26 protein-coding genes are annotated in these 21,551 nt (G+C 42.5%); 7 read left to right on the plus strand and 19 right to left on the minus strand.

The genetic code is table 11. The features are described 5' to 3' along the window. Positions 1–32: 32 nt before the first annotated feature. The 4 genes from H539_RS0102175 to H539_RS31285 all read right to left on the minus strand — a co-directional run bounded on the left by H539_RS0102175 (position 33) and on the right by H539_RS31285 (position 4,714). Positions 33–1,445 (minus strand): S8 family serine peptidase, encoded by a 1,413-nt coding sequence (locus H539_RS0102175; RefSeq protein WP_026692145.1) that lies wholly within the window; start codon positions 1,443–1,445, stop codon positions 33–35. A 160-nt stretch (positions 1,446–1,605) separates the two neighbouring features. After that, the gene (locus tag H539_RS0102180; protein WP_026692146.1) at positions 1,606–2,247 is read right to left on the minus strand and encodes a response regulator; all 642 of its coding nucleotides are present in this window, start codon (positions 2,245–2,247) and stop codon (positions 1,606–1,608) included. Next, positions 2,222–3,907 carry a GAF domain-containing sensor histidine kinase gene (locus tag H539_RS0102185; protein WP_245602111.1) on the minus strand — a complete coding sequence of 562 codons (1,686 nt, stop codon included), beginning with the start codon at positions 3,905–3,907 and terminating at the stop codon, positions 2,222–2,224. Before H539_RS0102185 ends, H539_RS0102180 begins: the two co-directional genes overlap by 26 nt. Positions 3,908–4,486: 579 nt before the next feature. Next, entirely contained in the window at positions 4,487–4,714 is a 228-nt protein-coding gene (locus H539_RS31285) for a hypothetical protein (protein ID WP_155889921.1), read from the minus strand. Between the two features lie 174 nt (positions 4,715–4,888). Between H539_RS31285 and H539_RS0102195 the strand changes: the two genes are divergently transcribed. The 5 genes from H539_RS0102195 (at position 4,889) to H539_RS0102215 (ending at position 8,579) form a co-directional block, all read left to right on the plus strand. After that, positions 4,889–5,278 (plus strand): DUF7147 family protein, encoded by a 390-nt coding sequence (locus H539_RS0102195; protein WP_026692148.1) that lies wholly within the window; start codon positions 4,889–4,891, stop codon positions 5,276–5,278. 177 nt (positions 5,279–5,455) lie between these two features. Continuing rightward, positions 5,456–5,845, plus strand: a complete 390-nt coding sequence (gene panD, locus H539_RS0102200; RefSeq protein WP_026692149.1) for an aspartate 1-decarboxylase — start codon at positions 5,456–5,458, stop codon at positions 5,843–5,845. Beyond that, positions 5,838–6,677: a YheC/YheD family protein gene (locus tag H539_RS0102205; protein ID WP_026692150.1), complete on the plus strand. Its 840-nt coding sequence runs from the start codon at positions 5,838–5,840 to the stop codon at positions 6,675–6,677. Before panD ends, H539_RS0102205 begins: the two co-directional genes overlap by 8 nt. Continuing rightward, the gene (locus tag H539_RS27565) at positions 6,664–7,353 is read left to right on the plus strand and encodes an ArsR/SmtB family transcription factor (protein WP_051348406.1); all 690 of its coding nucleotides are present in this window, start codon (positions 6,664–6,666) and stop codon (positions 7,351–7,353) included. Before H539_RS0102205 ends, H539_RS27565 begins: the two co-directional genes overlap by 14 nt. Further along, positions 7,350–8,579, plus strand: a complete 1,230-nt coding sequence (locus H539_RS0102215; protein ID WP_026692151.1) for an MFS transporter — start codon at positions 7,350–7,352, stop codon at positions 8,577–8,579. Before H539_RS27565 ends, H539_RS0102215 begins: the two co-directional genes overlap by 4 nt. A gap of 40 nt (positions 8,580–8,619) precedes the next feature. Here the strand turns inward: H539_RS0102215 and H539_RS0102220 are convergent, their stop codons facing one another. Together H539_RS0102220 and H539_RS0102225 are read right to left on the minus strand one after the other, a co-directional pair. After that, positions 8,620–8,889, minus strand: a complete 270-nt coding sequence (locus H539_RS0102220) for an acylphosphatase (protein ID WP_026692152.1) — start codon at positions 8,887–8,889, stop codon at positions 8,620–8,622. 106 nt (positions 8,890–8,995) lie between these two features. After that, positions 8,996–9,271 (minus strand): YlbG family protein, encoded by a 276-nt coding sequence (locus tag H539_RS0102225; protein WP_026692153.1) that lies wholly within the window; start codon positions 9,269–9,271, stop codon positions 8,996–8,998. A gap of 516 nt (positions 9,272–9,787) precedes the next feature. Here H539_RS0102225 and H539_RS0102230 point away from each other — a divergent pair. After that, positions 9,788–10,126 carry a hypothetical protein gene (locus tag H539_RS0102230; protein WP_026692154.1) on the plus strand — a complete coding sequence of 113 codons (339 nt, stop codon included), beginning with the start codon at positions 9,788–9,790 and terminating at the stop codon, positions 10,124–10,126. A gap of 66 nt (positions 10,127–10,192) precedes the next feature. On the opposite strand, the gene H539_RS0102235 is transcribed toward H539_RS0102230, so the two are convergent. The 5 genes from H539_RS0102235 to H539_RS0102255 all read right to left on the minus strand — a co-directional run bounded on the left by H539_RS0102235 (position 10,193) and on the right by H539_RS0102255 (position 12,980). Continuing rightward, positions 10,193–10,636: a YlbF/YmcA family competence regulator gene (locus H539_RS0102235; protein WP_026692155.1), complete on the minus strand. Its 444-nt coding sequence runs from the start codon at positions 10,634–10,636 to the stop codon at positions 10,193–10,195. A 251-nt stretch (positions 10,637–10,887) separates the two neighbouring features. Next, positions 10,888–11,127 (minus strand): YlbE-like family protein, encoded by a 240-nt coding sequence (locus H539_RS0102240; RefSeq protein ID WP_026692156.1) that lies wholly within the window; start codon positions 11,125–11,127, stop codon positions 10,888–10,890. 18 nt (positions 11,128–11,145) lie between these two features. Continuing rightward, on the minus strand, positions 11,146–11,538 hold the full coding sequence (locus H539_RS0102245) for a YlbD family protein (protein ID WP_026692157.1): 393 nt from the start codon (positions 11,536–11,538) through the stop codon (positions 11,146–11,148). 79 nt (positions 11,539–11,617) lie between these two features. Then, the gene (locus H539_RS0102250; protein WP_026692158.1) at positions 11,618–11,827 is read right to left on the minus strand and encodes a phosphotransferase-like protein; all 210 of its coding nucleotides are present in this window, start codon (positions 11,825–11,827) and stop codon (positions 11,618–11,620) included. A gap of 40 nt (positions 11,828–11,867) precedes the next feature. After that, positions 11,868–12,980 (minus strand): CAP domain-containing protein, encoded by a 1,113-nt coding sequence (locus H539_RS0102255; RefSeq protein ID WP_155889922.1) that lies wholly within the window; start codon positions 12,978–12,980, stop codon positions 11,868–11,870. Between the two features lie 202 nt (positions 12,981–13,182). On the opposite strand from H539_RS0102255, the gene H539_RS0102260 reads away from it, so the two are divergent. After that, a complete protein-coding gene (locus H539_RS0102260; protein WP_026692160.1) occupies positions 13,183–13,548 on the plus strand; it encodes a YugN family protein in 366 nt (121 codons plus the stop codon). Positions 13,549–13,602: 54 nt separating this feature from the next. Here the strand turns inward: H539_RS0102260 and H539_RS0102265 are convergent, their stop codons facing one another. The 8 genes from H539_RS0102265 to cyoE all read right to left on the minus strand — a co-directional run bounded on the left by H539_RS0102265 (position 13,603) and on the right by cyoE (position 21,249). Next, positions 13,603–14,103, minus strand: a complete 501-nt coding sequence (locus H539_RS0102265) for a hypothetical protein (RefSeq protein WP_026692161.1) — start codon at positions 14,101–14,103, stop codon at positions 13,603–13,605. A 181-nt stretch (positions 14,104–14,284) separates the two neighbouring features. After that, positions 14,285–14,746 carry a DUF420 domain-containing protein gene (locus H539_RS0102270; protein ID WP_026692162.1) on the minus strand — a complete coding sequence of 154 codons (462 nt, stop codon included), beginning with the start codon at positions 14,744–14,746 and terminating at the stop codon, positions 14,285–14,287. Positions 14,747–15,054: 308 nt separating this feature from the next. Beyond that, a complete protein-coding gene (ctaG, locus tag H539_RS0102275) occupies positions 15,055–15,981 on the minus strand; it encodes a cytochrome c oxidase assembly factor CtaG (RefSeq protein ID WP_026692163.1) in 927 nt (308 codons plus the stop codon). A 185-nt stretch (positions 15,982–16,166) separates the two neighbouring features. After that, complete coding sequence (ctaF, locus tag H539_RS0102280) at positions 16,167–16,502, minus strand: cytochrome c oxidase subunit IVB (protein ID WP_026692164.1); 336 nt, start codon at positions 16,500–16,502, stop codon at positions 16,167–16,169. A gap of 3 nt (positions 16,503–16,505) precedes the next feature. Beyond that, positions 16,506–17,132 (minus strand): cytochrome (ubi)quinol oxidase subunit III, encoded by a 627-nt coding sequence (locus tag H539_RS0102285; RefSeq protein WP_026692165.1) that lies wholly within the window; start codon positions 17,130–17,132, stop codon positions 16,506–16,508. Beyond that, positions 17,132–19,000: a cytochrome c oxidase subunit I gene (gene ctaD / locus H539_RS0102290; RefSeq protein WP_026692166.1), complete on the minus strand. Its 1,869-nt coding sequence runs from the start codon at positions 18,998–19,000 to the stop codon at positions 17,132–17,134. The genes H539_RS0102285 and ctaD overlap by 1 nt, the downstream gene beginning before the upstream one ends. 107 nt (positions 19,001–19,107) lie before the next feature. Beyond that, positions 19,108–20,190, minus strand: coding sequence for a cytochrome c oxidase subunit II (gene coxB, locus H539_RS0102295; RefSeq protein ID WP_026692167.1), 1,083 nt, complete (start codon positions 20,188–20,190; stop codon positions 19,108–19,110). A 117-nt stretch (positions 20,191–20,307) separates the two neighbouring features. Further along, complete coding sequence (gene cyoE / locus H539_RS0102300) at positions 20,308–21,249, minus strand: heme o synthase (protein WP_026692168.1); 942 nt, start codon at positions 21,247–21,249, stop codon at positions 20,308–20,310. Positions 21,250–21,551 lie beyond the last annotated feature (302 nt).

Below are 21,551 nucleotides of genomic sequence, written 5' to 3' on the forward strand. Positions count from 1 at the left end.
TCGAGTGTGAGTCAGCCCTGCTGATCAAAAGATTATTGTCCTATGTGAAAAACCCTTTCAATTGCCCCAAAGGCGTTAACATAACCGCTTCCTGTTTCCCAGGTCTCATAGCCTGTCATCGGGGTAGCCGTGGATTTAAGAATACTTTTAATCTCAGCAGGAGAAAGCTCCATGTCAGCATCAAGCATTAAGGCAATAATTCCTGCCACATGAGGTGCAGCCATAGATGTACCGCTCATGGTGGTGTAATATGGAATATATGCAGGCGGGATAAATTGCACATCATCCGCTGCTCCTAAAAGCGGGATTGGTGCCAATACTCTTGTTGAAATAATATTAACTCCAGGTGATGTAACTGTGGGACTGTCTTCCCACATCCAAGTTTGTCCGTCCACAGTTACCATTCCTCCGAAACCTTTTTTACCCCTGGAAGAAAAATCTGCGAGATTCCTAGACATGTCGCCTGCCGCCACTGTGACTACCCACGGGGCTTTTTTGTAATTACCGGAGATCGTGGATTCACCTGGCCCGGAATTCCCTGCTGAGAAAACGGTTGTAATTCCTCTATCATACAGCTTTTTAGTAGCAACATTGATCGGGTTGAACGGATCAAACGCTGTTCCCGAGTCGCTGGTATCGCCCCAGGAATTTGTAACTACACGAATGTTATAGGCTTGCTGATGGGTAAGTGCGTAATCAAATCCGCCAATGGTATCAAGCATTGCAAGTCCTGCACCTGAGCCATAGCCAATTAGATTAGATCCAGGTGCGGCGCCTTCATATTTGCCTCCTGACATCGCCCCTGTTCCACCGACAATTCCAGCAACATGGGTGCCGTGGCCGGAGTTATTATCGGTATTCAGTACATTCTCAATATACGAAACAGGTAATAATGTATCTATGGCGTGAAGATTCGTTGCACCCAATACATTTTGGACAAGATGCTGTCCAAATTGTAAATCCTTATGCGTTCCATCCACCCCGCTGTCGTTAATGAGCACCCCAATGCCCTTTCCCGAAACGGGAAGTCCCCCGTTTAGGGATCTTATGGTTTCATTTGTCCTCACTTTATCCACGCCGGTCAATTCGGTGCCTTCTTCATTTTCATATTGAAGTGTTTTATTTAGATAAATTGATAAAATATTTTCCCCGGTGACGAGTTTGTTTATTTGTCCTTTCGTAGCTAGAGCCCCGGCAATCGGCAGCTTGTTAAAAGTAATTCCTTTAGTTATACCCACATCTTTAAGCAGCTGCAGTGATTTGGGTGAGACTTTTTCTTCGTTTTTAAACGTAATAATTACCTCAACTGGTTTCACCGCATCCACTAATACTTGACTCAAATCAGGGTCGATAAATGCGCCGCCAGCTTCCTCTGCTTTTGCAACGGGTAAGAAAAACATTACTATTAATAGGGATGCAGAAAGTATCAAAGCCTTTATTTTCATTTTTTCATCTCCTATGCTTTTTTGTATTTTCTCATGATTAATCAAAAACCACTATTCTGCATAAGGTGTAAGGGTAGATATACTGTAGTATTATCGAGCTTACTACTAAAGTAGTATCCTAATCGGTTCCATACCCAGGGCACAAAAAGAGGGTTCCTTTTCAGGAACCCGGAGGTATAGGAACAAGCTGGTTCTGTACCGCATAAATAACCACCTGTGACCTGCTCTTTACATTCAATTTTCTGATGATCTTACTAACATGTATTTTGACAGTCTTATCGCTGATAAATAATTTTGCTGCAATTTCTTTATTGCTTAAGCCTTCAAGCAGGCAGAGCAGGACTTCCTTTTCCCTCTCTGTCAAAGTAGATTCTTCAGGCTTTGCCTGCTTATGAAAGGATAGCAGCTTTTTAGTCATAGAGGGATGGATGAATGATTCTCCCTTGGCAACCGAACGAATTGCTTCGATAACTTGACCGTAAGGAGCATCCTTCAACAAATAACCATCAGCCCCTTCCCTGATAGCAGACATAAAATATTCTTCATGGCTATGCATAGTAAGGATTAAGACTTTGATATCAGGATATTGCTTCTTAAGGAGACCTGTTATTTCAACACCACTCTTCTCAGGTAGATTGATATCCATTAAAATCATACTGGGCTTACAGACCGGAACCTGCATTAACGCCTCTTCACCAGAGACGGCTTCTCCTACAACCTCTATGTTGTCCTCCATTTCCAATATACTTTTTAGACCATCCCTTAAAACTGCATGATCATCCACTAGCATGAGCCTGATCATGAATCTCCTCCCCTTCAAAACCCATTTTTGGAACCATTATTAATACTTTTGTTCCTTCACCCTCTTTACTGTCTATTTGAAGTGATGCATTAAGTTTTTCGGCGGCATCATTCATTTGCATGATGCCAAAGTGCGGCTGCTTTTGAGCTTTGATCATCGCCTGGAAGAGCGAAAATCCTTTCCCGTTATCCTTTACCTTGAGCAGAATATGGTCAGCCTGATTGCTTAGTAAAACTTCAATCCTAGAAGCTTCTGCATGTTTTATTGCATTCTGGATGCTTTCCTGAAAAGAATCGTACAGCACTTTTTCTGCCATTGGACTTAGAACAAAGTCTGTACCTCTCTTTTCAAATTGTATGTCTTGTTTGTATTCCTTTTTGAGATCTTCTATTTTCCTAAAGATTGCCGCTACAAGTCCCGCTTTTTCGGTCGGGTACGGCCTAAGGGCATATATAGATTCCCGTACATCCTTTAAACTTTCTCTTAGTCTGAAGACACTTTCGTTCACTAGCTTTAACGTTTCGTCCGGTTTTTTCATATAAATTTTCCCTGCTGTCTCCAGTTTCATAACTGCACCGGCCAATGTCTGGGCGATTCCATCATGGATTTCTCGTGCTATTCTGTTCCTTTCCTCCAGAATTAAGCGTTTTTCTTTTTCAGAAAGAAGCATCTGCGTTTTGATTACGGCTGCAAGCTGATTAGAAAGAGTTGCCAGTGACTGCACATCTTCATTTGTAAAACTTTTTGTTCTACTTCTAGCAACAATAAACATACCCACCGTTTCGTGATCCACAACCAGAGGAGAGTACACAAAAGATTTGAGATCCCTGTCGAAACAGTCTTCAGCAATACCGACATTTGTCTTTCGGTCGTTATAAATTATAGGGTGCTTCATCGACTCGAATTGATCGTACACCACTGCTGAAAGCGAATGCGACAAGGAAGTCCTTCCTTCTTGATATCTATGCCGCCATATCCCATTTTCTTTTATCCATAAGATACTTGCTTCCACATTCATAAATTGAAAGAAACTCTCCTTTAAAGTTGAATTCCACTTTGACTTAGGAACAATCTGATTTAGTTCGGTAGTAATTGAAAACAACGCCTTCAGCTTTTTCTTCTCCAGTTTAAGCCTGGCGATTGTTGAACTTAATAAACTAAGTCCCACAAGAGGAGAAAAGAAGAAAAAGTATGAAAACACATCAATTTCACCGCGATTCTGGCTGCCCAATATGTAAAGCAGGATTCCATACGCTAAAGAAATTAACGTATTATTGAGTTCGGTTATCGTTTTCTGTTTCCACATCTTGAGGGAATAGGGCTGAGGACGAATGATCAGTACTAAGTCAACTATTAAATTATTAAAGAGGAAGAAGAAGAATAATAAAATTGAAAACTCGGCAATACCGGTCTTTACAGTTGACTGTAAACTAGCTTCGGCCATAGGTTTAAATAAAGAAAGCATAGCAGTACTGAGGATAATGCTTAAAGCCAGTTGAGCCGGATTAAAAAGAATAATTCTCAGAGGGCGCCGATGCAGCAGATTAACAACTAGCACAACTAACGCATAGCAAAGTGCAGTATAATGAGTGCCAAATAAGATATAAAGAACATATACTAACGGGAATGAGATAGCCGTGAACCCTTTCCATACCGGCATTGGATAATACTCACTTATAAAGAGAAACAGTATGAACAATAGTATAAATGACGGCTTGTCACGAACAGTAAGAGTGAGAGCTGAATAGAATATGGACAACCATCCCATAAACGTAATAAAAAAAAGAAAAACCTTCGAGTATTTTTCCCTAGTCTGAAAATCCAGCCTGGCCACTAAGACACCCCCTTATCTGAATATTCTGTACTTAACATTTTATGGTTTAACATAATAAAACTCAAATAAAAAACCCCGCACTAGTCGAATGGATACCACTAACCAGTGCAGGGCCAAGCCCCTATATGGACTTTGTTAAGGTTTATTATGGCAGAAGGCTTATATGGTGACTATTCATCAAACGGACTATTTGTGTAGTGCTAATGTATTATATAATTCTTTGGTGTTCTCAATGTATCAAGCTTAACTCAATTTTATTGGAAGGCAGAGACCCGAAAAGCATAAGACGGGAATGCCGGGAGAAGCGCTTTTCTTCTCCTGGCATTCTTGGCTTATGACTCGAGGGTCTCAGTTCGCAGCTGGACATCACGAAAAGCGGAGAACGGTGCCTTCAAAACTACGCAATTATCTAAAAGTCTGACGCAATAAACCTAATTTTGATGCAATGATGGTGTGAAAAGACGCAATTCCTATATATTTTGCCGCAATTACCTGGAAAAATGCCGGACCTGTATCCGAGTAAAAATTTCTCTTCCCATGAATAGAAGCTGGCGAATTGGCCATACTTACTAGTAACAGCATCTCATCCGAGATTGTTGTTGCCAACCGCGGAGAAGACTTACGTTTCCCCATAAGTTCTTCCTCCGGTTTCTCCTCTCCCTTTGCCTTCTTTCCTGTTAAGGGATATAGAAGGGGCCTGCAGAATGTTCTGCAGGTTTTTTTATTTCTATCTGCAGTTCCTTCCCTTATGATACGTGGCATGATAGAGTATAATTTGCTGATATGATACGAAAAAGAGGTGTTTTCATGATTCAAAGATTTATTGAACTTGGTGAAGGTTATTCCGATCTTTACGAACTGCTTTCTTTGGGTAAGTCTGCAGGAAATAGGACCCGCAGGTTATTTGCTCTCCACACCATTAAGAACAATAAACCCGCTACTTCGCTTGCCATTTCGATGGAACCTACCCATCCTGGTGATTTTCTGCCTATCTATATTTGCAGGGAAGGAATACCGAACCCCCACCATACTCCAAATAAACGATATGAGCTTTTCAAAGATTTGGCAGACTCACTTGAAAAGCAGATCATTGAGCTGGAGGTTAAGCCCTCCTCCGATTTTGCAGAAAAAGAGCTTTATTTCCAATACCTCATCGGCATTATGCGGATGAATAAATATCTCCCTCCTCTGCAGTAAGGGGAGGTGACTTTTGGTATATTACGGATATTGTTACGCAAGCAGGCTTTTTTCAAGTCTGCTTTTTTCCGTATCCGGCTTCATTTCTTCCGGCCATTCTGCAACAATACTTCTGCCGCTACATATGGTGTAACGTATAAAGCAGCTAAAAATGAAACAATTAATCTGGGAGGCTTTATGAAAAGGTATATGTGTAAAGGGAAGATTCACAGGGCCACGGTTACAGAAGCAGAATTAGACTATCCGGGCAGCATAACCATTGATAAAGAGCTGATGAAAAAAGCTGATATACTTCCTTACGAAATCGTTCAGGTTACCTGCCTGCGCAACGCAGCAAGATGGAAAACGTACGCCATACCAGGCGAAGGACATTCAGGGGTAATCTGCTTGAACGGTCCTCCAGCCCGCTTATTCCAAAAGGGCGACTTGGTCATTATACTAAGCACCGGTCTATATGACGAAGAGGAGCTTGCTTCCCTAAAGACAAGGATTGTATATGTAGACCAAAATAATCAGATTGTCCGTGTGAACGTTAATGAGTTAATGGAGGAATGGCGGGATGGCTGAAGGATACCCCCTTGACCCAGAAAGAGCCTTTATTAACAAATGGAATATGCATAAGCTGCTGCAGGCAGAAAGGGATCTTCCCTTCTTCCTGCCCGAGACACTCCTGTTCTCCCGTGACTCATTTTCTATCCTGCTAAATAAATATAAAGACATCTATATTAAAAGTGTATCTTCCTGGGGCGGCAGTAAAGTCGGTAGGATCGTCTGCGGGGAATCCTCCTTTTCGCTGTCTATCCAAGGAGACACTCCAAGAATAAAGGAGAATATAGAAGAACTGTATGATGATTTAGCCAGCTATTATAAGGAAGAATTATGTCTCGTCCAGCAGACTGCCCCTCTCTTATCCTGCAGGGGCCGGCCGTTTGATATCCGCACACATCTTCAAAAGGATCTTGAGGAAGGCTGGCTCTACGCAGGCGACCTCGTCCGGATTGGCGGACAGGGTTCGATCGTTTCGAATGTAGCCATTAGTTCTGGGGAAGTGAAGCCTACCGAGGAGATCCTTACAGAACTCTTACAGGGAAAAACCTCACTTATACAGCAAAGGCTGCTGGCATCCTCCCTGCAGGTCTGCGGTATTCTGGATAAATATCATAGCTTTCTCGATATCGGGATTGATTTTGGAATCGATGCGGATGGAAGTCTCTGGCTGATCGAGGTCAATACAGATGACTTATATGGCGGGCCGGCACAGCAGTTATTCGCCATGCTTCCCGACCAGTCCCTGTATCTAGGAATTTTAAAAAACAGTGAACGGATCAGCAGACAGGCTGCCACTCTACTATTTAGGGAGTATCAAAAATATGTAAAGGAAATGAATGATCCCAATTAACAGGGTGCCAGAATTCCATGGCGCCCAATTTAGAAGGACCGTATCTAATCTGCCTCGGCTTCTTACATACATTCTTCAGCTTTCCCGTCTGGGCATTACGGAAGTGAAGGAATTATATAAAAATGCCTTAACCGGCTGGGAAACCTTTGCCAGCAGGAATGGAAGCTGGCAAAAATGGATGGATATCCTCGAATTTGAAGCAAAGCAAAATAAAGATCTGGACCTGGAGAATCCTGTGTCAGTGATAGAAAGAATCACTGGGGGAATAAGATATATCCCGGGGCCTTCCATCTGGACTATCAAGCTGATCCCTCACATCTGCTATTCACCATGGATCTTAAAGCTTCGGACAAAAGATACATTCCTGTTGTTTTATCCTGTGAAAGAGGAATATCTGCTGGAGCCCGGGCAGCCGGCCCAGGAATTGGTCCGCGGACATAAAGCATTGAGTGACTCCCTGCGCCTCAAACTGCTTTACCAGCTTACAAAAGGACCTCTTGCCCTTCAGGAGCTGAGTGTCCAATTCAATATTTCCAAAACAACCCTGCACCATCAGCTCTCCCTGCTGAAGGCCGCTAAGTTTGTAAAAGTGGACAAGGGAATTTACACAGCTGATCTGCCTAAAATCCTGTCCTTTCATAAAAGCTTAGCCCTCTTCTTTGAGAAAAGGCCATGACGGGCTATTCAAGATCCTTTAAAGCCCTATTGGCGGGTGAAATTGTATCAGAATTCGGAGGAACGGCCGGCGGGATTATCAATGGACTGCTGTTATATGATATAACAGGTTCCAGAGAATGGCTGGGAGCTGTCTGGCTCGTATATTTTATTCCTTCATTAGCTCTGCAGTTCTTCGGTGCCCCGTTCTTAAACAGGATTAAAAAGGGGAAAGCACTTCGCAATATCCAGCTGATCCGGGGCCTGGCATATCTTTTTCCTTTTGCCGGGTATTTTTCAGGCAGTGATGCTGCAGCCATTGCAGGGCTGGTGGTTCTGCAAAGCATATTAGGCCTTTTGCAGCCGCTGTATGCAAGCCTATCCTTTTCCCTGCTGCCAGATATCTGCAGTAAATCTCAGCTTGCCGATGCAAACGGACTGATTGATGGAGTATTAAGGCTGATGAATTTTTTAGCTCCAGGCGCAGCCTCCCTGCTGCTTATGGCACTTCCTATGCAGGGCCTATACATATTTACCTGTGCAATGTTCTTATTAAGCTTTCTATCTCTTTTACTCATCCGCCCGGAACATGAGGAAACTGCCATTCAGATTTGGTCAAAAAAATTCTGGTGGCAGGAATTGAAGGAAGGCTACAAAACCTTTTTTACACTAAAGGCTCTCCGGAAATTCACCTTCCTCTCATCTGCTGTCCAGTTTGCCGTAGGGGCGTCTATGGTTCTAAGCGTCCCGTTTATTAAAGGTGAGCTCGGAGGGGAGTCCTGGCAGTACGCCTTATTTTCAGGTTCCTTCCCCATCGGCTATACACTCGGAATGATTCTCTTAGCCAAATTGCCTAAAACCAATATCATTATGTATGCAGGTTTAGCTGGCGGCGGCCTTTCTTTTGTACTGCTCTCCTTTGTGCACTCTGTTTATGCAGCTTGTTTATGTGAACTTGCAGGGGGACTTATCTTTCCTTTATTCAATGCAAACAGTGCTTCCCTTTTTCAGCAGGAAGCCCCAAAGGAACGGCTTCCCCAGCTAAGTTCGGTCCGTCTGTTATTTTTGAGGGTGACCATGCCGCTTGGGCTTTTGTTTGCATCTGCAGACTTTATTCACCTGACTGCACGTAATATTTACTTCACTTCAGGAAGTTTGATTGTACTCCCTGGTATCTTTTACTGCATCAAATCCGTTCAAAAGGCTAAAGAATTTACCCCGGCAGCAGACCAGCATAAAGAAAGCTAAAAACACGGGAAAGGGCCTTTGCCCCTCCCGTTCTAAAAGATTATTTGATTCTGAAGCCTGCATATTCTCCTCTGTCCTCTTCAGGTGTGATTTCCAGATTTTCCACTAATGAAAATCGAGTCCCTCTTCTAAGGCTTGCAATAAAGTCACTGAGCTGGCTTTCAGTACCTGATGCAGATGCTTCAACGGTCCCATCCTCCCGGTTTCGGACCCAGCCCTTGATATCGAATTCAAGAGCTTTTGATAAAGTAAAATAGCGGAAACCTACTCCTTGAACCCTGCCGGAAACCACAATACGATATTGCCCCATGCTTCCACTCCTATTTTTTTATTTAGTACCAGAGTTAAGAGCCGTACACTTTTTAAGTACCTTCTAAGTAAGAGAAAAGGCAGAATTCCCTTAAGAAATTCCACCTTCATAATTCCATTTTATAATCATATTCCTTTGCTTTATCAGGCTTTGAATTTTCGTATTCAACCTTCAGGAAAGGTTTATAGGATAATTCCACCTTTTTCACAAATGAATAGCTTTGTAACTTCTCAGATATGGCAGGAACATCTTCCATATCGGCATATAAAACAACATATTTCAGCTTTTTAGAAACATAATGGATATTCCCAAATCGCCGAAGCATTTTTACTTGTTTCAGGGAATGCATCCAGATAATTATACTTTGCCTCGAACCTAACATAGCAGATCTCCTTATAAACGCTTTACATGTAGTGTAGCACATGAATTTCTTTTATATCAATATCAAAACGCTTGCAGGTTTCCCCAAACCCTGCGGCTTTGAAACTAAGAATCTGAATTTATTCCAGGATGCCCGCCCGAACCACTTGTTTTTTATAATGTAATCGTCCCGGGAACTCAAAGAGCACCAATCTTTCAGAAAGGCTATCACAAGCTTTGTGGTATTTGAACATAGAGGTGATTTCCGCTCCAGGATGCTCTCTTTCCGTGGGGGGGCGGTGAGCCTCCTCAGCTTCGCTTGCGGGGTCTCACCTGTCCCGCTTAGCCAGCAAGAGTCTCGCACCTTCCGCTCCAATCAACCTGTTTTTATAATGGACTCCTCGTCCTAGAAAGGAACAATCTTTTAGAATAGAGTTAAAACAAAAGGGTCATTAGATAAATCCCGTCTTTTCTCCACCTTTTCGGGGTATGGTATATAGAATGCCAAGAACACAATCCAGGGAGGCTGGAAGGAATCATGGATTTAGAAACCATATGGAAGGAATTTATAGAAAAGCTCCTATTGAATGAGGCCATCATTTCTGTTCTTTATAAAAAAATTGCAGGAACTCCCTTTTTGTATATATCCGTTAAGGATTGGCAGATGGAAAAAGAGGTAATTGAAAATGTTATAAAAAATGCCGCCGCAGACGTAATCAAAGACAGGCAGCTTCATAGCAAAACGGCTTTTGTGCGACAGCAGAGCGGCATCCTGGTCTATAGGCACCGTTTTTATGTTCCCCAGCGCAAAATGTTCTGCTGTGGAAATTTATGCCCTGACTGTATCCGTTTTGAATCAGAATGGAAAAAAGGCTGACTCACAGAAAAGTACCAGGAGAATCCTGATTCCTTCTGACTTGAGCCAGCCTCAATGATTTATGGATTAAGAACAGCCGCAGCTTCCACCGCTCCCGCAGCCCCCAGAACAGCTAGAACCGCTGTCGAAAAAGGGATTGCCGGTAGGGACCTTGATATGCTTGGATACTGCACTTCCCACCCGCATACTCACTTCATCCAGAAGATTCTGCAGCTCGGTTTCTGCAAATTTATATTCTGCGATAGTCGGGTGCACATCCATTTCCCGCTTTAACTGCCTTGCCTTTAAGGAAATCTCGCTATAGTCCGGATGATATTTTCCAAACCGCTGAACTTCTTCATAAAGTTCCTTAATAGCAGTAAACTTCCTTATTTTTTCCTGTGCAAGCTTGTCCGCCTGCACTTTATATAAACTCAAGAAATATTGTTCACCAATATCTGATTCAATGACTGCTCTTGCAATATGCTCTGCATAATCAAGAATTTCCATACTTTCTATAGTAGCAAGCACAAAAGCCCACCTCCATCCTTATTTTAGCATTTTCCTTGAACAAATGCGAATGAGAAAATCCTGGAAACCAGTATTTGAATTCTTTTTATTATGCCTCTTTCTTAAAAATTGTTGTTTAAAGCTGTTCTATGTATAGAGATTTATTGAAGCAGAATATAAACTTTCACCCAAATCAACAAAACTGCTTAGATAATTCCAATGGCTTGAATGGACAAAAAGCCGGCCCCCAACTATCTTCTGAGCCAGCCTTCTTATTTACCTGTATTCATGGATTGAAACATGGACAGCATCATTGAAGCCATTTGTACTCCATTTGTTAATTGGGCAACTCTGTCTGGGATGGATTTTTTATAGAAATAAACTGCTTCCGTTTCCATTTTTCTGATTTCCCTTGGATTGCGGGTAAGTCTCCTGTACCACACAGGCTGAAGCCGGAGATACGTTTTTAAATCTTGATTTCCCTCTAAAACACTTAGAATATCGCTCCTCAAAAGGCTGCTGCCTCCTTTCTAATCTTTTCGCAATGCAAACGGATTTGGAGGCTGCTTGGGTTTTTCTGCATTTTCAGGATTGCTTTGAAACTGGGTCAGAATTCCCTGGACAGCTGAAATTGCCTGGCTTAAAGAGGAGATATGGGTTTGGATCTGTTCCATATCCATATTTTTGATTGCAGAAAAAAGCGTTGAAACCAGATCACTTTTCGAATCCTTTTCCTCCTTCGCTGATGTCTTGGCCGGAGCTGCCGAATACTCATCCCATTTAGGATCCTCTTCTCCCAGTAAGAACCACTCCTCATAAATATCCTGCCAGGTCTGCCTGCCTTTTCTCACTTCCTGAACAAGGCCGGGGTATTTTTTTACAAAAAGCTTAAATTGCTCGATGGACTCATTTCTTTCTGTCATTTTTGCACCACCTCACATACGGATGACATATGCCTATTGCAGTCTATGCATGTGAGGCGATTTTGTTGCCTCAGTTCCACTATAGTATTCTCAGGGGGCGATCAACTTCTGGGCGCAGCCCTATCCCAGGCATATAGTTTCCAGGTGTCATCTGCATGAACCTATCCGCCCCCAGGTTCATCCATGCACCTTCAAATGTGTTTTGTCTAACGGAAGCAATGCTGGATCTCCCTGACCTCCTACCCCCCCCCCAGGTCTTTGGCCTCGCCCGCGTCCCTTTTTTCGGCAAAAAAAGAGGCCCTCCCCTGAGCCCCTAAAGTCTTTTACCCTTATCTAATAAAATCCTGTGTATAATACTTGCGGTACACACCTACTCCAATCCCTGTGTATTCATCATTCAGCAGTGAATCTCTGTGCCCCTTGCTGTTAAGCCAGCCTTCTACTGCTTCAATGCCATCCACGTAGTTGGCCGCAATGTTTTCTCCTGCAATCGTATAGGTAATGTGCCCGTCTTTCAGACGATCCTTCAACTCTCCCTTTGTAGGGGACGTATGGGAAAAATATTCGTCTGTCATCATATCCTTGCTATGGAGGAAAGCCACCTGTGAAACATCTGGAAGGCCCTCCAGGGTATTCAGCTCAAATCTGCTCCGTATAATATTCGTCAGATCATAGATTTGTCTTTCATTTCCTTCTTCAATCATCCGCCAATGATTTTCATCAGGTTCTTTCGGTTGTGCCAATTCGCCTCTGTAAATCAATTCATAAGGCCTCTGGCTGACCAGCGTCTGTGAATCAAGGTATCTGACGCTGGAAACACTCCCCGTGAACTTATCAAGATAGATTTGGGCGTAGATGTTTCCCAATTTAACGATTGGCCTTGTGTTCATATCATCTTCAGATAATTCAAATCGATAGGTTGTCCCATTTTGCTGTATATTAATGGATGATGGCATAGTCACCTTGCTAAAAATTTCATTGATCGGCTGTCCAATCTTAAACGGAGCCACGTTCACCTGTCCTCCGGTCCCATAAGCCGTAACAGCCTTGCTTCCTTGTACACCTATCTGGATATAATTCTCTTGATTTTGATTGTAAATCCACCATTCATACCCATAGGCAGACATATCTTTACGGATAGGATTGCCAAATGTTTTAATAATGTCTTTGGTATCCTGCCCGATAATGCCAGCCAGTCCTTCTTTCGGCATAGCCAGCTTTGAACCGCTTTGCAGACTGCCTCCGCTGGAAGTGGTTTCCGGATCTTCCTTTTGAGTAATGTTCTTTTCACCATTCAGCACCTTATTTTTTTGGGATTTTTCTCCGAAGTTGAAATAAATGCTGATTGAAAAGAACACAGCTGCGATAATTATGACTCTGATCAGTACTTTCAGAGGACTGCCTCCCTCCCTGCATCGTTTTCCGAAGTATATGTATTTCATTATAACATTAACTGAAACAGTTTTTGCAGGGTTTGTTTTTGTTTACATAATCCGAATTCACAAAATAATTTTGCAATTCATTGCAAGAACGATTAATTCGTACTATTATAAAAAAGGAGGAAAATTGTGTATTTTATTCTATCTGGAATATAAAGTGAACCATATTCACAATAAAGACCAGACAACATCGGAGGGAATAAAGATGAGATTTGAAGGAACAGGCATTGAGAAATACATAGCCGAACTTGGCCGTCTTGATTCTGTGATGCATGAGAACCGGCTTTACCGTTCGGAGCAATGGGACTATGACCGAGTCAATTATGATCGTAAATTCGAGTTAAAAGAAGGCGTTTTCTATTTCCGCATCCAGGGATATGCGGTGGAAGGCGATGTAGGTTCCAATAAGGCCGATATACAGCTGATGGCCCCTATCCTGGGAAAACATTATTATCCGCACGGCGTTGAATATGGAGAAGGCGAATCCTTCCCTGCCTCTTTGGTCAAGCAATGCGAAAATATTATCGATACAATCAAAGAAGAAGTGAAAACGTTCGCAATTAATGAATAAGACGAAGCGGGACGCATGAGCGGCATGCGTTCTTTTTGTGCTTCCTGAACTCCTTCAGGTATAGTTGAATACCCAACGCACATAGCGGCTGTCCTCCTCCTCCATTAGGAATCCCAGTTCTTTTAGCACACTCATTTGATAGGTTTTGCTTTCGGGACAATCTACTACAATCGTTTTGATCTGTTCAGGAAATGCCTTTACTGTATATTTCATAAAAATATATAAACTTTCTTCCATATACTCTATTTCTGCCTCCTGATTTATATAGGAGATGGCAAGATAGCCAGTGCTTTGATTAACTTTTTGCAGAATAAAATCCCCGATCATCTTCTTTAATTTCAAATCCGCCACAAGCCAGAATCTGTATTCTTTTTTATCGGTTTCTAACTCCTCGATATAAAATGGCAGGAATCCCTTGAATAAATTTGACGGCCAGGAATGAGGCATGACAATGGGCGAACGTTTAATCAGCTCATCCCTGTATAGCACCAGAGATTTGGCCAAATCAAGGGAACAGGTCATTACGATTACTTTATTCGTTTTGTAATCATCCACAGGCAGTACCTCCCATTTGGCATCCTTGCTGCCAATTTTATTAGTATTTCTGCCGGATTTCTGAACAATAAAATTTATAATAAGAAAACTCGCTCTAGGCGAGTGTGAATGCAAAAAAAATGCTGCTTATACATTGTATTCAGCAGCAAAGATAATTAATCCTCTAACACTTATTTTGATTCTAAAAGCCGAGAATGGCCTTTATTAAGGATGTCGTTTCTCCACCTTTGTAAAATACATACAAAAGCAGATAAACCGCTACACCTGTAATGGCCGTAAAAAACCAGATAATACTTGTAACCGGCCCCAGCTTCCTATGTATTGAAAGTCTATTTTTATAGCCGGTCCAAAGAGAAATGATCCCCATAACCGCTCCCACTGTAGCGAGGGTAATATGAAAAACCAGAAAGATTGTATAGAAAATCTTTATGCTGTGAGGACCACCAAATGAGGTATTACCTATAAAAACAGTTCTAGTAGCATAAATGGTAAAAAACACTATTGCAAAAATAGCCGCCAAAAACATTGTTTTTCTATGAGCTTCTATTTTTCTTTGCTTAATCTGCCCCCAGCCAATTGCAACGGTTATTGCACTTAGTACTATAAAGCTTGTGCTGATTGTGGGCAATACAGGTAGCGACATAAAAAAATTCCTCTCTAATATAAGTAGTTTCCCAGCTTGATTCATAAAGAATGAACCACCATCTGAATGAATCAATACCGTAATTGTATAAAAGGAGCCTTTAATTTTCAACATATAGCAGCAGAATAACCTGCCTTAAATGCCAATTGTTTGAAAGCTGACACAATTAAATTCAATGTTAGATTTTTTATCGGCCTATATGTATTACCTTTATTGCCTTGGAACAAGGAGGTTGATTCCCGCACCAGCTTAATTAGTAATGGTCAAATTAAAGGGTGCCTATTCGCAGGCACCCTTATGGAGATCTATCAGCTTTTTTGTGATCCTGCCTGAAAGTAGCCTTCACGCGGTTCGTACAGGTTTTCTGTTTCTTCGCTGGATTTTTTATTTTCTTTTTTGTACCAGTCAAAGAAGATATAGCCGAGCATGGATCCATACACAATTTCCTGGATGATCTTCATAATCACTCCGCCGAGCTGCTGATCCTCAAGCAGCGGCAGCCAATTAAGCAGTTCAGGGCCGCTGATTCCCATGCCTTTTAAGGATGAAGCTGGAACACACATCGACATCATCTGCATCCAGGATGCTGGGTCACTAAAAGTCCCATACAAAGGATGCTTGGTGAAAATGATAAGTGCACAAGCTGGTGTCAGCAGGATTCCATTCCCGAAAATATATCCTATTTTCTGCAAACCTGAAAGCTCTTTATCCTTTCCATCCGGCTGAATGACCGGCCACCACATAAAGATTGCCGTGATAAAAAGGAACACGGTAGATAGACTGTGATAAAGCATATTCTTCATTAGAAAGTCAAATACGAATGGAATATGATAGAACGAGAAAAAGACATTGAATACTAAAAGCGCAATCAGCGGCTTTGTAAAGAACAGAAATGGCCGATTAATGAATGCCGGCTTCAGAATCCTGCTCCACATCCAAGAAGGGACCGCAGCAACCAGCATAGGAACAACGAGTAAATAAAGCAGTGCCATTTGTGTCATGTGGACACTGAACATGATATGCCCTAATAAGTCAAAAGGAGAGCCTTTAATGATATAAAGAATCAGAATGGCGGATATAAAAAGAACAGACTGTTTTTTTGTGAGCTTTTCTTCACCAGGAAATAAAGATCTGTATCTGAGTGCCAGTCCAAAAAAGATAAGAGCGGTTATTATAAGGGCCAGCATAAAAAAAGGATTCCATAAAGCCCGGAAACTGAACATATCCAGCAGCAAATTACTCCCTCCAAGCTCGTGTTTAGTGTTACTACCATTATACATGAAGTCATTCACGTTTCCCATGCAATTCCCATTTACACCTCATAAATGTCCGGCTGTTTAAACTTATGCCGGGAAATGATAAAACCAGACGCTGCGGGTTTTTTTAGCCCGGCAATGTCTGGTTTTGTGCCCTGGATCTCTTAAATCCAGGTAATGGTCAAAAACGTCAGAATCGTGATCAATGCAACCGTCAAGCCAGAAAATAGGAAAAGCGCTGGTGTTTCATGCCCTTTATGGCTCATGTGCATAAAGTAGAACAGCTGAAAGACTACTTGTATCGCTGCCAGAAGCATGATAAACGGCACTACAAACCAGTGAGAAAATCCTTCATAATAAACCGCTCCAAACGCAATCAGCGTAAGGAAGATCATCAGGGCAAACGAGATGATCTGATATCTCATTTCCTCCGCATTTTTTTTGCGTCTGTATTTCAGGTCGATTCTTGGGTTTGCTGAAGTCTGCCTAGTATTCTCCATGAGTTATCCCACCATTCCCATTAAGTATACTACAGTAAAGATAAATACCCATACAACGTCGATAAAATGCCAGTAAAGGCTTGCTACATAAAATTTTGGTGCATTATACAGATTGAGCCCCCTGCCTGCATTCCGAAGCATGAGCGAGAGGATCCATAACAAACCAAAGGCCACGTGCCCTCCATGGAAGCCTACCAGCGCATAAAAGGCAGAGCCAAATGCACTCGAGGTAAAGGTATGCCCCTCATGGACATAATTTCTAAATTCATAAACCTCCAGACCCAGGAAGCAGGCTCCCAGGAACACAGTGATCAGAAGCCATGCCTGCATCCGCTGAAAGCTGTAGTTTTTCATATGATACATCGCATACACACTAGTCAGCGAACTGACCAATAGAAACATGGTAGCCAAGAAAGTTAGGGGCATTTCAAAGAGATCCTTTGCCAGCGGATGGCTGGAATCAGGCACCTTATCCTTTAAGGCAAGATAGGTTGCGAAAAGAGAGCCAAAAAGTACCGTTTCACCGCCCAGGAAAAACCAAAAGCCCAAAAATTTATTTTTTGCTTCAAGGGTTGCTTTTTCAGGCGAGGCAGGCCATGTCATTTCAGTGAATTTTTCCTCTGCTTGCATTATGCCTTAACCCCCTTGTCCTCATTCTCAAGATCTTCTTTATGAATATGGAATCCATGATCGTCCTTCACAGAACGGATAAGCATGGATACCAGAGTAATGCCAAGCCCTATAATCATCACTGGAAGTGCCCATGGCTTGTCATCCACATGGAACAGAATCCCAAATGCTGCAACGAATAAACCGAACGAAATAGTGACAGGCAGGAATGAAGCATTCGGCATATGAATGTCACCAAGCGGTTCAGCAGGCGTCATGCCCTTCTTCCCTTCCATCTTCTCAATCCAGAATGGGTCTAAACCGCGCACGAGAGGAAGCTGCTTAAAGTTATAGAATGGCGGCGGAGATGGGATGGACCATTCAAGAGAACGTCCGTCTCCCCATGGATCATTTCCTACCTTCACACCTTTGACCTGGGTTACTACAACATTGATAAGCATAATAATAACTGCGATTCCCATGAAAAAGGCACCAATTGAACTCACCATGTTTCCTGTATCCCAGCCCTGGTTAGGCAGATATGTAAATACACGGCGCGGCATCCCCATCAAGCCAAGGAAATGCTGAATGAAGAAGGTCAAATGGAAACCGATCAGGAAGAGCCAGAACGTAATTTTCCCCAGGACTTCACTGAGCATGGTTCCAAACATTTTCGGCCAGTAATAATGTGTACCTGCAAGAAGCGCCAATACTACACCGCCGACAATAACATAATGGAAGTGGGCTACTACAAAGTAGCTGTCATGATACTGATAGTCGGCTGCTGCGACTGCATTCATGATCCCGGTAACTCCTCCGGCAACAAATGACGGAATAAAGGCTACAGCATAATGCATGGGAGTGGTGAATTTAATGCTTCCTCCCCACATCGTAAACAGCCAGTTAAAAATTTTGATACCTGTCGGCACGGCTATGGCCATAGTAGCGACAGCGAATATAGCGTTAGCAATCGGCCCCATACCGACCGTGAACATGTGGTGGGCCCAGACCATGAATCCTAAAAATCCAATCAGCACAGTTGCAAAAACCATGGAAGAATATCCAAACAGCCTTTTGCGCGAAAAAGTTGCGAATATTTCGGAAAATAAGCCGAAAGCTGGGAGTATAAGAATATAGACTTCAGGGTGACCAAATATCCAGAAGAGGTGTTCCCAGATGATTGTATTCCCCCCTGCTGAAACATCAAAGAAATTGCCGCCGAACATCCTGTCAAACATCAAGAGGAATAATCCTACTGTCAGAGCAGGAAAAGCAAATAAGATGAGTGCAGACGTTACAAATGATGACCAGGTGAATAATGGCATCCTCATATATGTCATACCCGGTGCTCTCATGTTAACAATGGTAACGAGGAAGTTAATGCCCCCAATTAGTGTACCGATACCTGAAATCTGAAGACCCAGGATATAAAAATCGACACCATGGCTCTTCGCGTTCAATGTAAGCGAGGCATATGAAGTCCAGCCTGCATCAGGTGCTCCGCCAAGGAACCAGGAACAATTCAGGAAGATCCCGCCGAAGAAAAAGAGCCAGAATCCCAAAGCATTGACGAATGGAAACGCAACGTCCCGCGCTCCGATCTGAAGAGGGACAGCCGCGTTCATAAAAGCGAAAATCAGAGGCATGGCTGCCAGGAATATCATAGTGGTTCCATGCATGGTTAAAATCTGGTTATAAAGACCGGCACTGACAAAATCATTGTTTGGCACTGCCAGCTGGATGCGGATGAAAAGCGCTTCCAAACCACCGGCCAAAAAGAAAATTCCCCCGGCCATCAGGTATAGAATGGCGATTTTTTTATGGTCTACAGTGGTTAAGTAATCCCATACGGTTGCGCCAAACCCCTTTTTTTGAGCAATCGTACTCACGTTTAAACCTCCCTTTGTAAATCGTAAAGCCGCCTTTTATGTAATCAATGACTCTCTTATGCTGCAGAAACTCTATGCGACTTATATCGCTGTTTGATGTCTGTTTTTTATTGCTCAACCTTAAGCCCCATTAAGTAAGCGGTTAACGCGTCGAGCTGGCTTTCACTTAGCTTTTGGTATTTACCAGTCATTAAGTTCCCTGGCTTTACTTTTTCAGGATCTCTCAGCCAGCGTTTAAGGTTTTCTTCGTTATGCTGAAGAATCCCTGCTATTCTTTCCCTATCGCCAAAAGTGGCCAGGTTAGGAGCCGTACGTGCTTTTTCCGGCCTGCTGTCGTTAGGTGTGTTAGCATGGCAGCCGATACAGCTTTTATTGAAGATCGCTTCGCCTTCTTTGGCCAAATCCCCTTGTGCCACAGGCTTCTTCACATTCTGCATCTCTTTTGTCCATGCTGAAAAATCATCCTGAGACATCGTTCTTACCTTAAAATCCATGTAAGCGTGTGAAGGTCCGCAAAGCTCAGCGCATTTTCCATAAAACTGGTTTTTGACTTTGGCAGCGCTTTTACTGTCAAACTCAAGCCAGAATTGATTTTCTCCTTCAGGATTCGTATCGGTCTTTCCCCCGACAGCAGGAATCCAGAAGGAGTGCTTTACATCTGAAGATTTAACATTGAAGTATACTTTCTTGTCTGTAGGAACAACAAGGTCCTGGCTCGTGATGATTTTTTCATCAGGATATTCAAACTCCCACCAATACAGGTTCGCCCTCACATTGATCACAAGAGCATCCTTTGTTTTCCCCTGCTTATCCTTCTGCTTCATCGGCCCTACATCCGCCAGGTTAAACGTGTAGGATACCGTTGGTACAGCCAGGACTAATAATAAAAGAATAGGTATAACAGTCCAAATAATTTCTAAAGTGTGATTCCCTTCCACCTGTTTCGGAATCTTGTTTTCGTTTTTCTTTGTCCGGCGGAAACGGGTAACTACATAGATGAAAATGACAGTTACCACAATGATGACCAAAACCATGATGCTTGTGCTCAAAATCGTTAGGTCATACTGCTTCTGTGCAACTTCACCAGCCGGTGTTAAGGTTGACAGGAATGGTTTTCCACAGCCTGACAGAGCAAGCGCCAGGATTGCAAAAATCGAAATCAGACGCCATTTGTGAAGCCGTTTTCTCATAGCTAATGAAACCCCTCTTTCGTAAAATGTCTTGTTTGCAGCAGTTTAACTGCTTCAATTCTCTCTATATATAAACTTCTTTAAAAAAAAGAAAGAATTCCACCCCTTAATAGAACTCTACAGAGAAGTTACAATAACCATAGCAACAAAAAGAATCGTTAAATAGTTCAGAGAATACACAAACATAATCCTTGCCCACTTTAGATCATCTTTTGATCTATAACCCTTGATGGCCAGAGTCAGCCAGCCGATATTAAGGATAGTCGCAAGAATGACAAAAGAATATCCAAGATCCATCATAAAGAATGGAAGCGGAAGCAGTGCAGCTACCCAAAGCATCATGCTTCTTTTAGTGGCTTTAAATCCCTTGACCACTGGAAGCATAGGAATCCCTGCAGCTCTATATTCTTCACATCTTTTCATAGCCAGCGCATAAAAATGCGGCGGCTGCCAGATGAACATAACCAAAAAAAGCATCCATGCCAGCACAGAAAGCTTAGGTTCCACAGCAGCCCATCCAATAAGCGGAGGGACAGCACCAGAAAAACTGCCGATGATTGTATTCGAAACCAGCTTTCGTTTAGCCCACATCGAGTAGATCACCACATAGGCAAATGCACCGAAAGCACCAATTGCAGCTGCTGTCAAAGTAGTAAAAGCTAACAGAATCAGCCCCGCAGCAAGAAAGAAGATCCCTAACGAAAGCACCACTTTTGGACTGAAGCGCCCGGTTACAGTTGGCCTTTCTTTTTTGCTCTCCATAAGCGGATCAATATCAATATCTATAAAGTTATTTAAGGCACAGGAGCCCGCAATAACAAAAGCAGATCCTGCAATCGTCAGCAGCACGGTATCCAGGTTGGTCAGAAATCCCTGGCCTGTAAAATGGAGTGCCAGCCAGATACCTGTAAATGCTGTGATAACATTTGAATTGACAATCCCTATTTTGATAACGGAAAGAAAATCCTTCCAGACTGACACTTGTTGTTCGGCAGTATCTTGAAGGCCTGTATCGCTGTCTTTAAGATCAGCATCTGCTAGAGCCCTTGAATTTGACATAATGTATTCCTCCTCCTGCATTTTCCAAACACTCTAGACACTCTGTATAACCAACTAGCTATATTCCATTCAGTGGTTGTCCACCTGAATTCAAGAGTTGATTTAAGACTGAAAAATAGTCTATTCTCTGTCTATTAAAACATAACTTCCTAGTTTTTGGTGAACTTTTTTTGGCTAACTTTTGACGTTTTAGTGAATGTCTGCCATTTTATGGTTTCCATACAGTCTATTTCCAGAACAGATTCCGTATCACAAAACCCATAATTTTCAGAATACTTGGAGGAGGAAGGAAAAAGGATGAT

It is taken from the genome of Peribacillus kribbensis DSM 17871, from assembly GCF_000430765.1.
In the GTDB taxonomy this organism is placed as follows: domain Bacteria; phylum Bacillota; class Bacilli; order Bacillales; family DSM-1321; genus Paraperibacillus; species Paraperibacillus kribbensis.

Coding starts and splice junctions, on each gene's coding strand:
- H539_RS0102175 (WP_026692145.1), bottom strand. CDS start 1,445: ATGAAAATAAAGGCTTTGATACTTTCTGCATCCCTATTAATAGTAATG.
- H539_RS0102180 (WP_026692146.1), bottom strand. CDS start 2,247: ATGATCAGGCTCATGCTAGTGGATGATCATGCAGTTTTAAGGGATGGT.
- H539_RS0102185 (WP_245602111.1), bottom strand. CDS start 3,907: ATGCCGGTATGGAAAGGGTTCACGGCTATCTCATTCCCGTTAGTATAT.
- H539_RS31285 (WP_155889921.1), bottom strand. CDS start 4,714: ATGGGGAAACGTAAGTCTTCTCCGCGGTTGGCAACAACAATCTCGGAT.
- H539_RS0102195 (WP_026692148.1), top strand. CDS start 4,889: ATGATTCAAAGATTTATTGAACTTGGTGAAGGTTATTCCGATCTTTAC.
- panD (WP_026692149.1), top strand. CDS start 5,456: ATGAAAAGGTATATGTGTAAAGGGAAGATTCACAGGGCCACGGTTACA.
- H539_RS0102205 (WP_026692150.1), top strand. CDS start 5,838: ATGGCTGAAGGATACCCCCTTGACCCAGAAAGAGCCTTTATTAACAAA.
- H539_RS27565 (WP_051348406.1), top strand. CDS start 6,664: ATGATCCCAATTAACAGGGTGCCAGAATTCCATGGCGCCCAATTTAGA.
- H539_RS0102215 (WP_026692151.1), top strand. CDS start 7,350: ATGACGGGCTATTCAAGATCCTTTAAAGCCCTATTGGCGGGTGAAATT.
- H539_RS0102220 (WP_026692152.1), bottom strand. CDS start 8,889: ATGGGGCAATATCGTATTGTGGTTTCCGGCAGGGTTCAAGGAGTAGGT.
- H539_RS0102225 (WP_026692153.1), bottom strand. CDS start 9,271: ATGTTAGGTTCGAGGCAAAGTATAATTATCTGGATGCATTCCCTGAAA.
- H539_RS0102230 (WP_026692154.1), top strand. CDS start 9,788: ATGGATTTAGAAACCATATGGAAGGAATTTATAGAAAAGCTCCTATTG.
- H539_RS0102245 (WP_026692157.1), bottom strand. CDS start 11,538: ATGACAGAAAGAAATGAGTCCATCGAGCAATTTAAGCTTTTTGTAAAA.
- H539_RS0102255 (WP_155889922.1), bottom strand. CDS start 12,980: ATGAAATACATATACTTCGGAAAACGATGCAGGGAGGGAGGCAGTCCT.
- H539_RS0102260 (WP_026692160.1), top strand. CDS start 13,183: ATGAGATTTGAAGGAACAGGCATTGAGAAATACATAGCCGAACTTGGC.
- H539_RS0102270 (WP_026692162.1), bottom strand. CDS start 14,746: ATGTCGCTACCTGTATTGCCCACAATCAGCACAAGCTTTATAGTACTA.
- ctaF (WP_026692164.1), bottom strand. CDS start 16,502: ATGGAGAATACTAGGCAGACTTCAGCAAACCCAAGAATCGACCTGAAA.
- H539_RS0102285 (WP_026692165.1), bottom strand. CDS start 17,132: ATGCAAGCAGAGGAAAAATTCACTGAAATGACATGGCCTGCCTCGCCT.
- coxB (WP_026692167.1), bottom strand. CDS start 20,190: ATGAGAAAACGGCTTCACAAATGGCGTCTGATTTCGATTTTTGCAATC.
- cyoE (WP_026692168.1), bottom strand. CDS start 21,249: ATGTCAAATTCAAGGGCTCTAGCAGATGCTGATCTTAAAGACAGCGAT.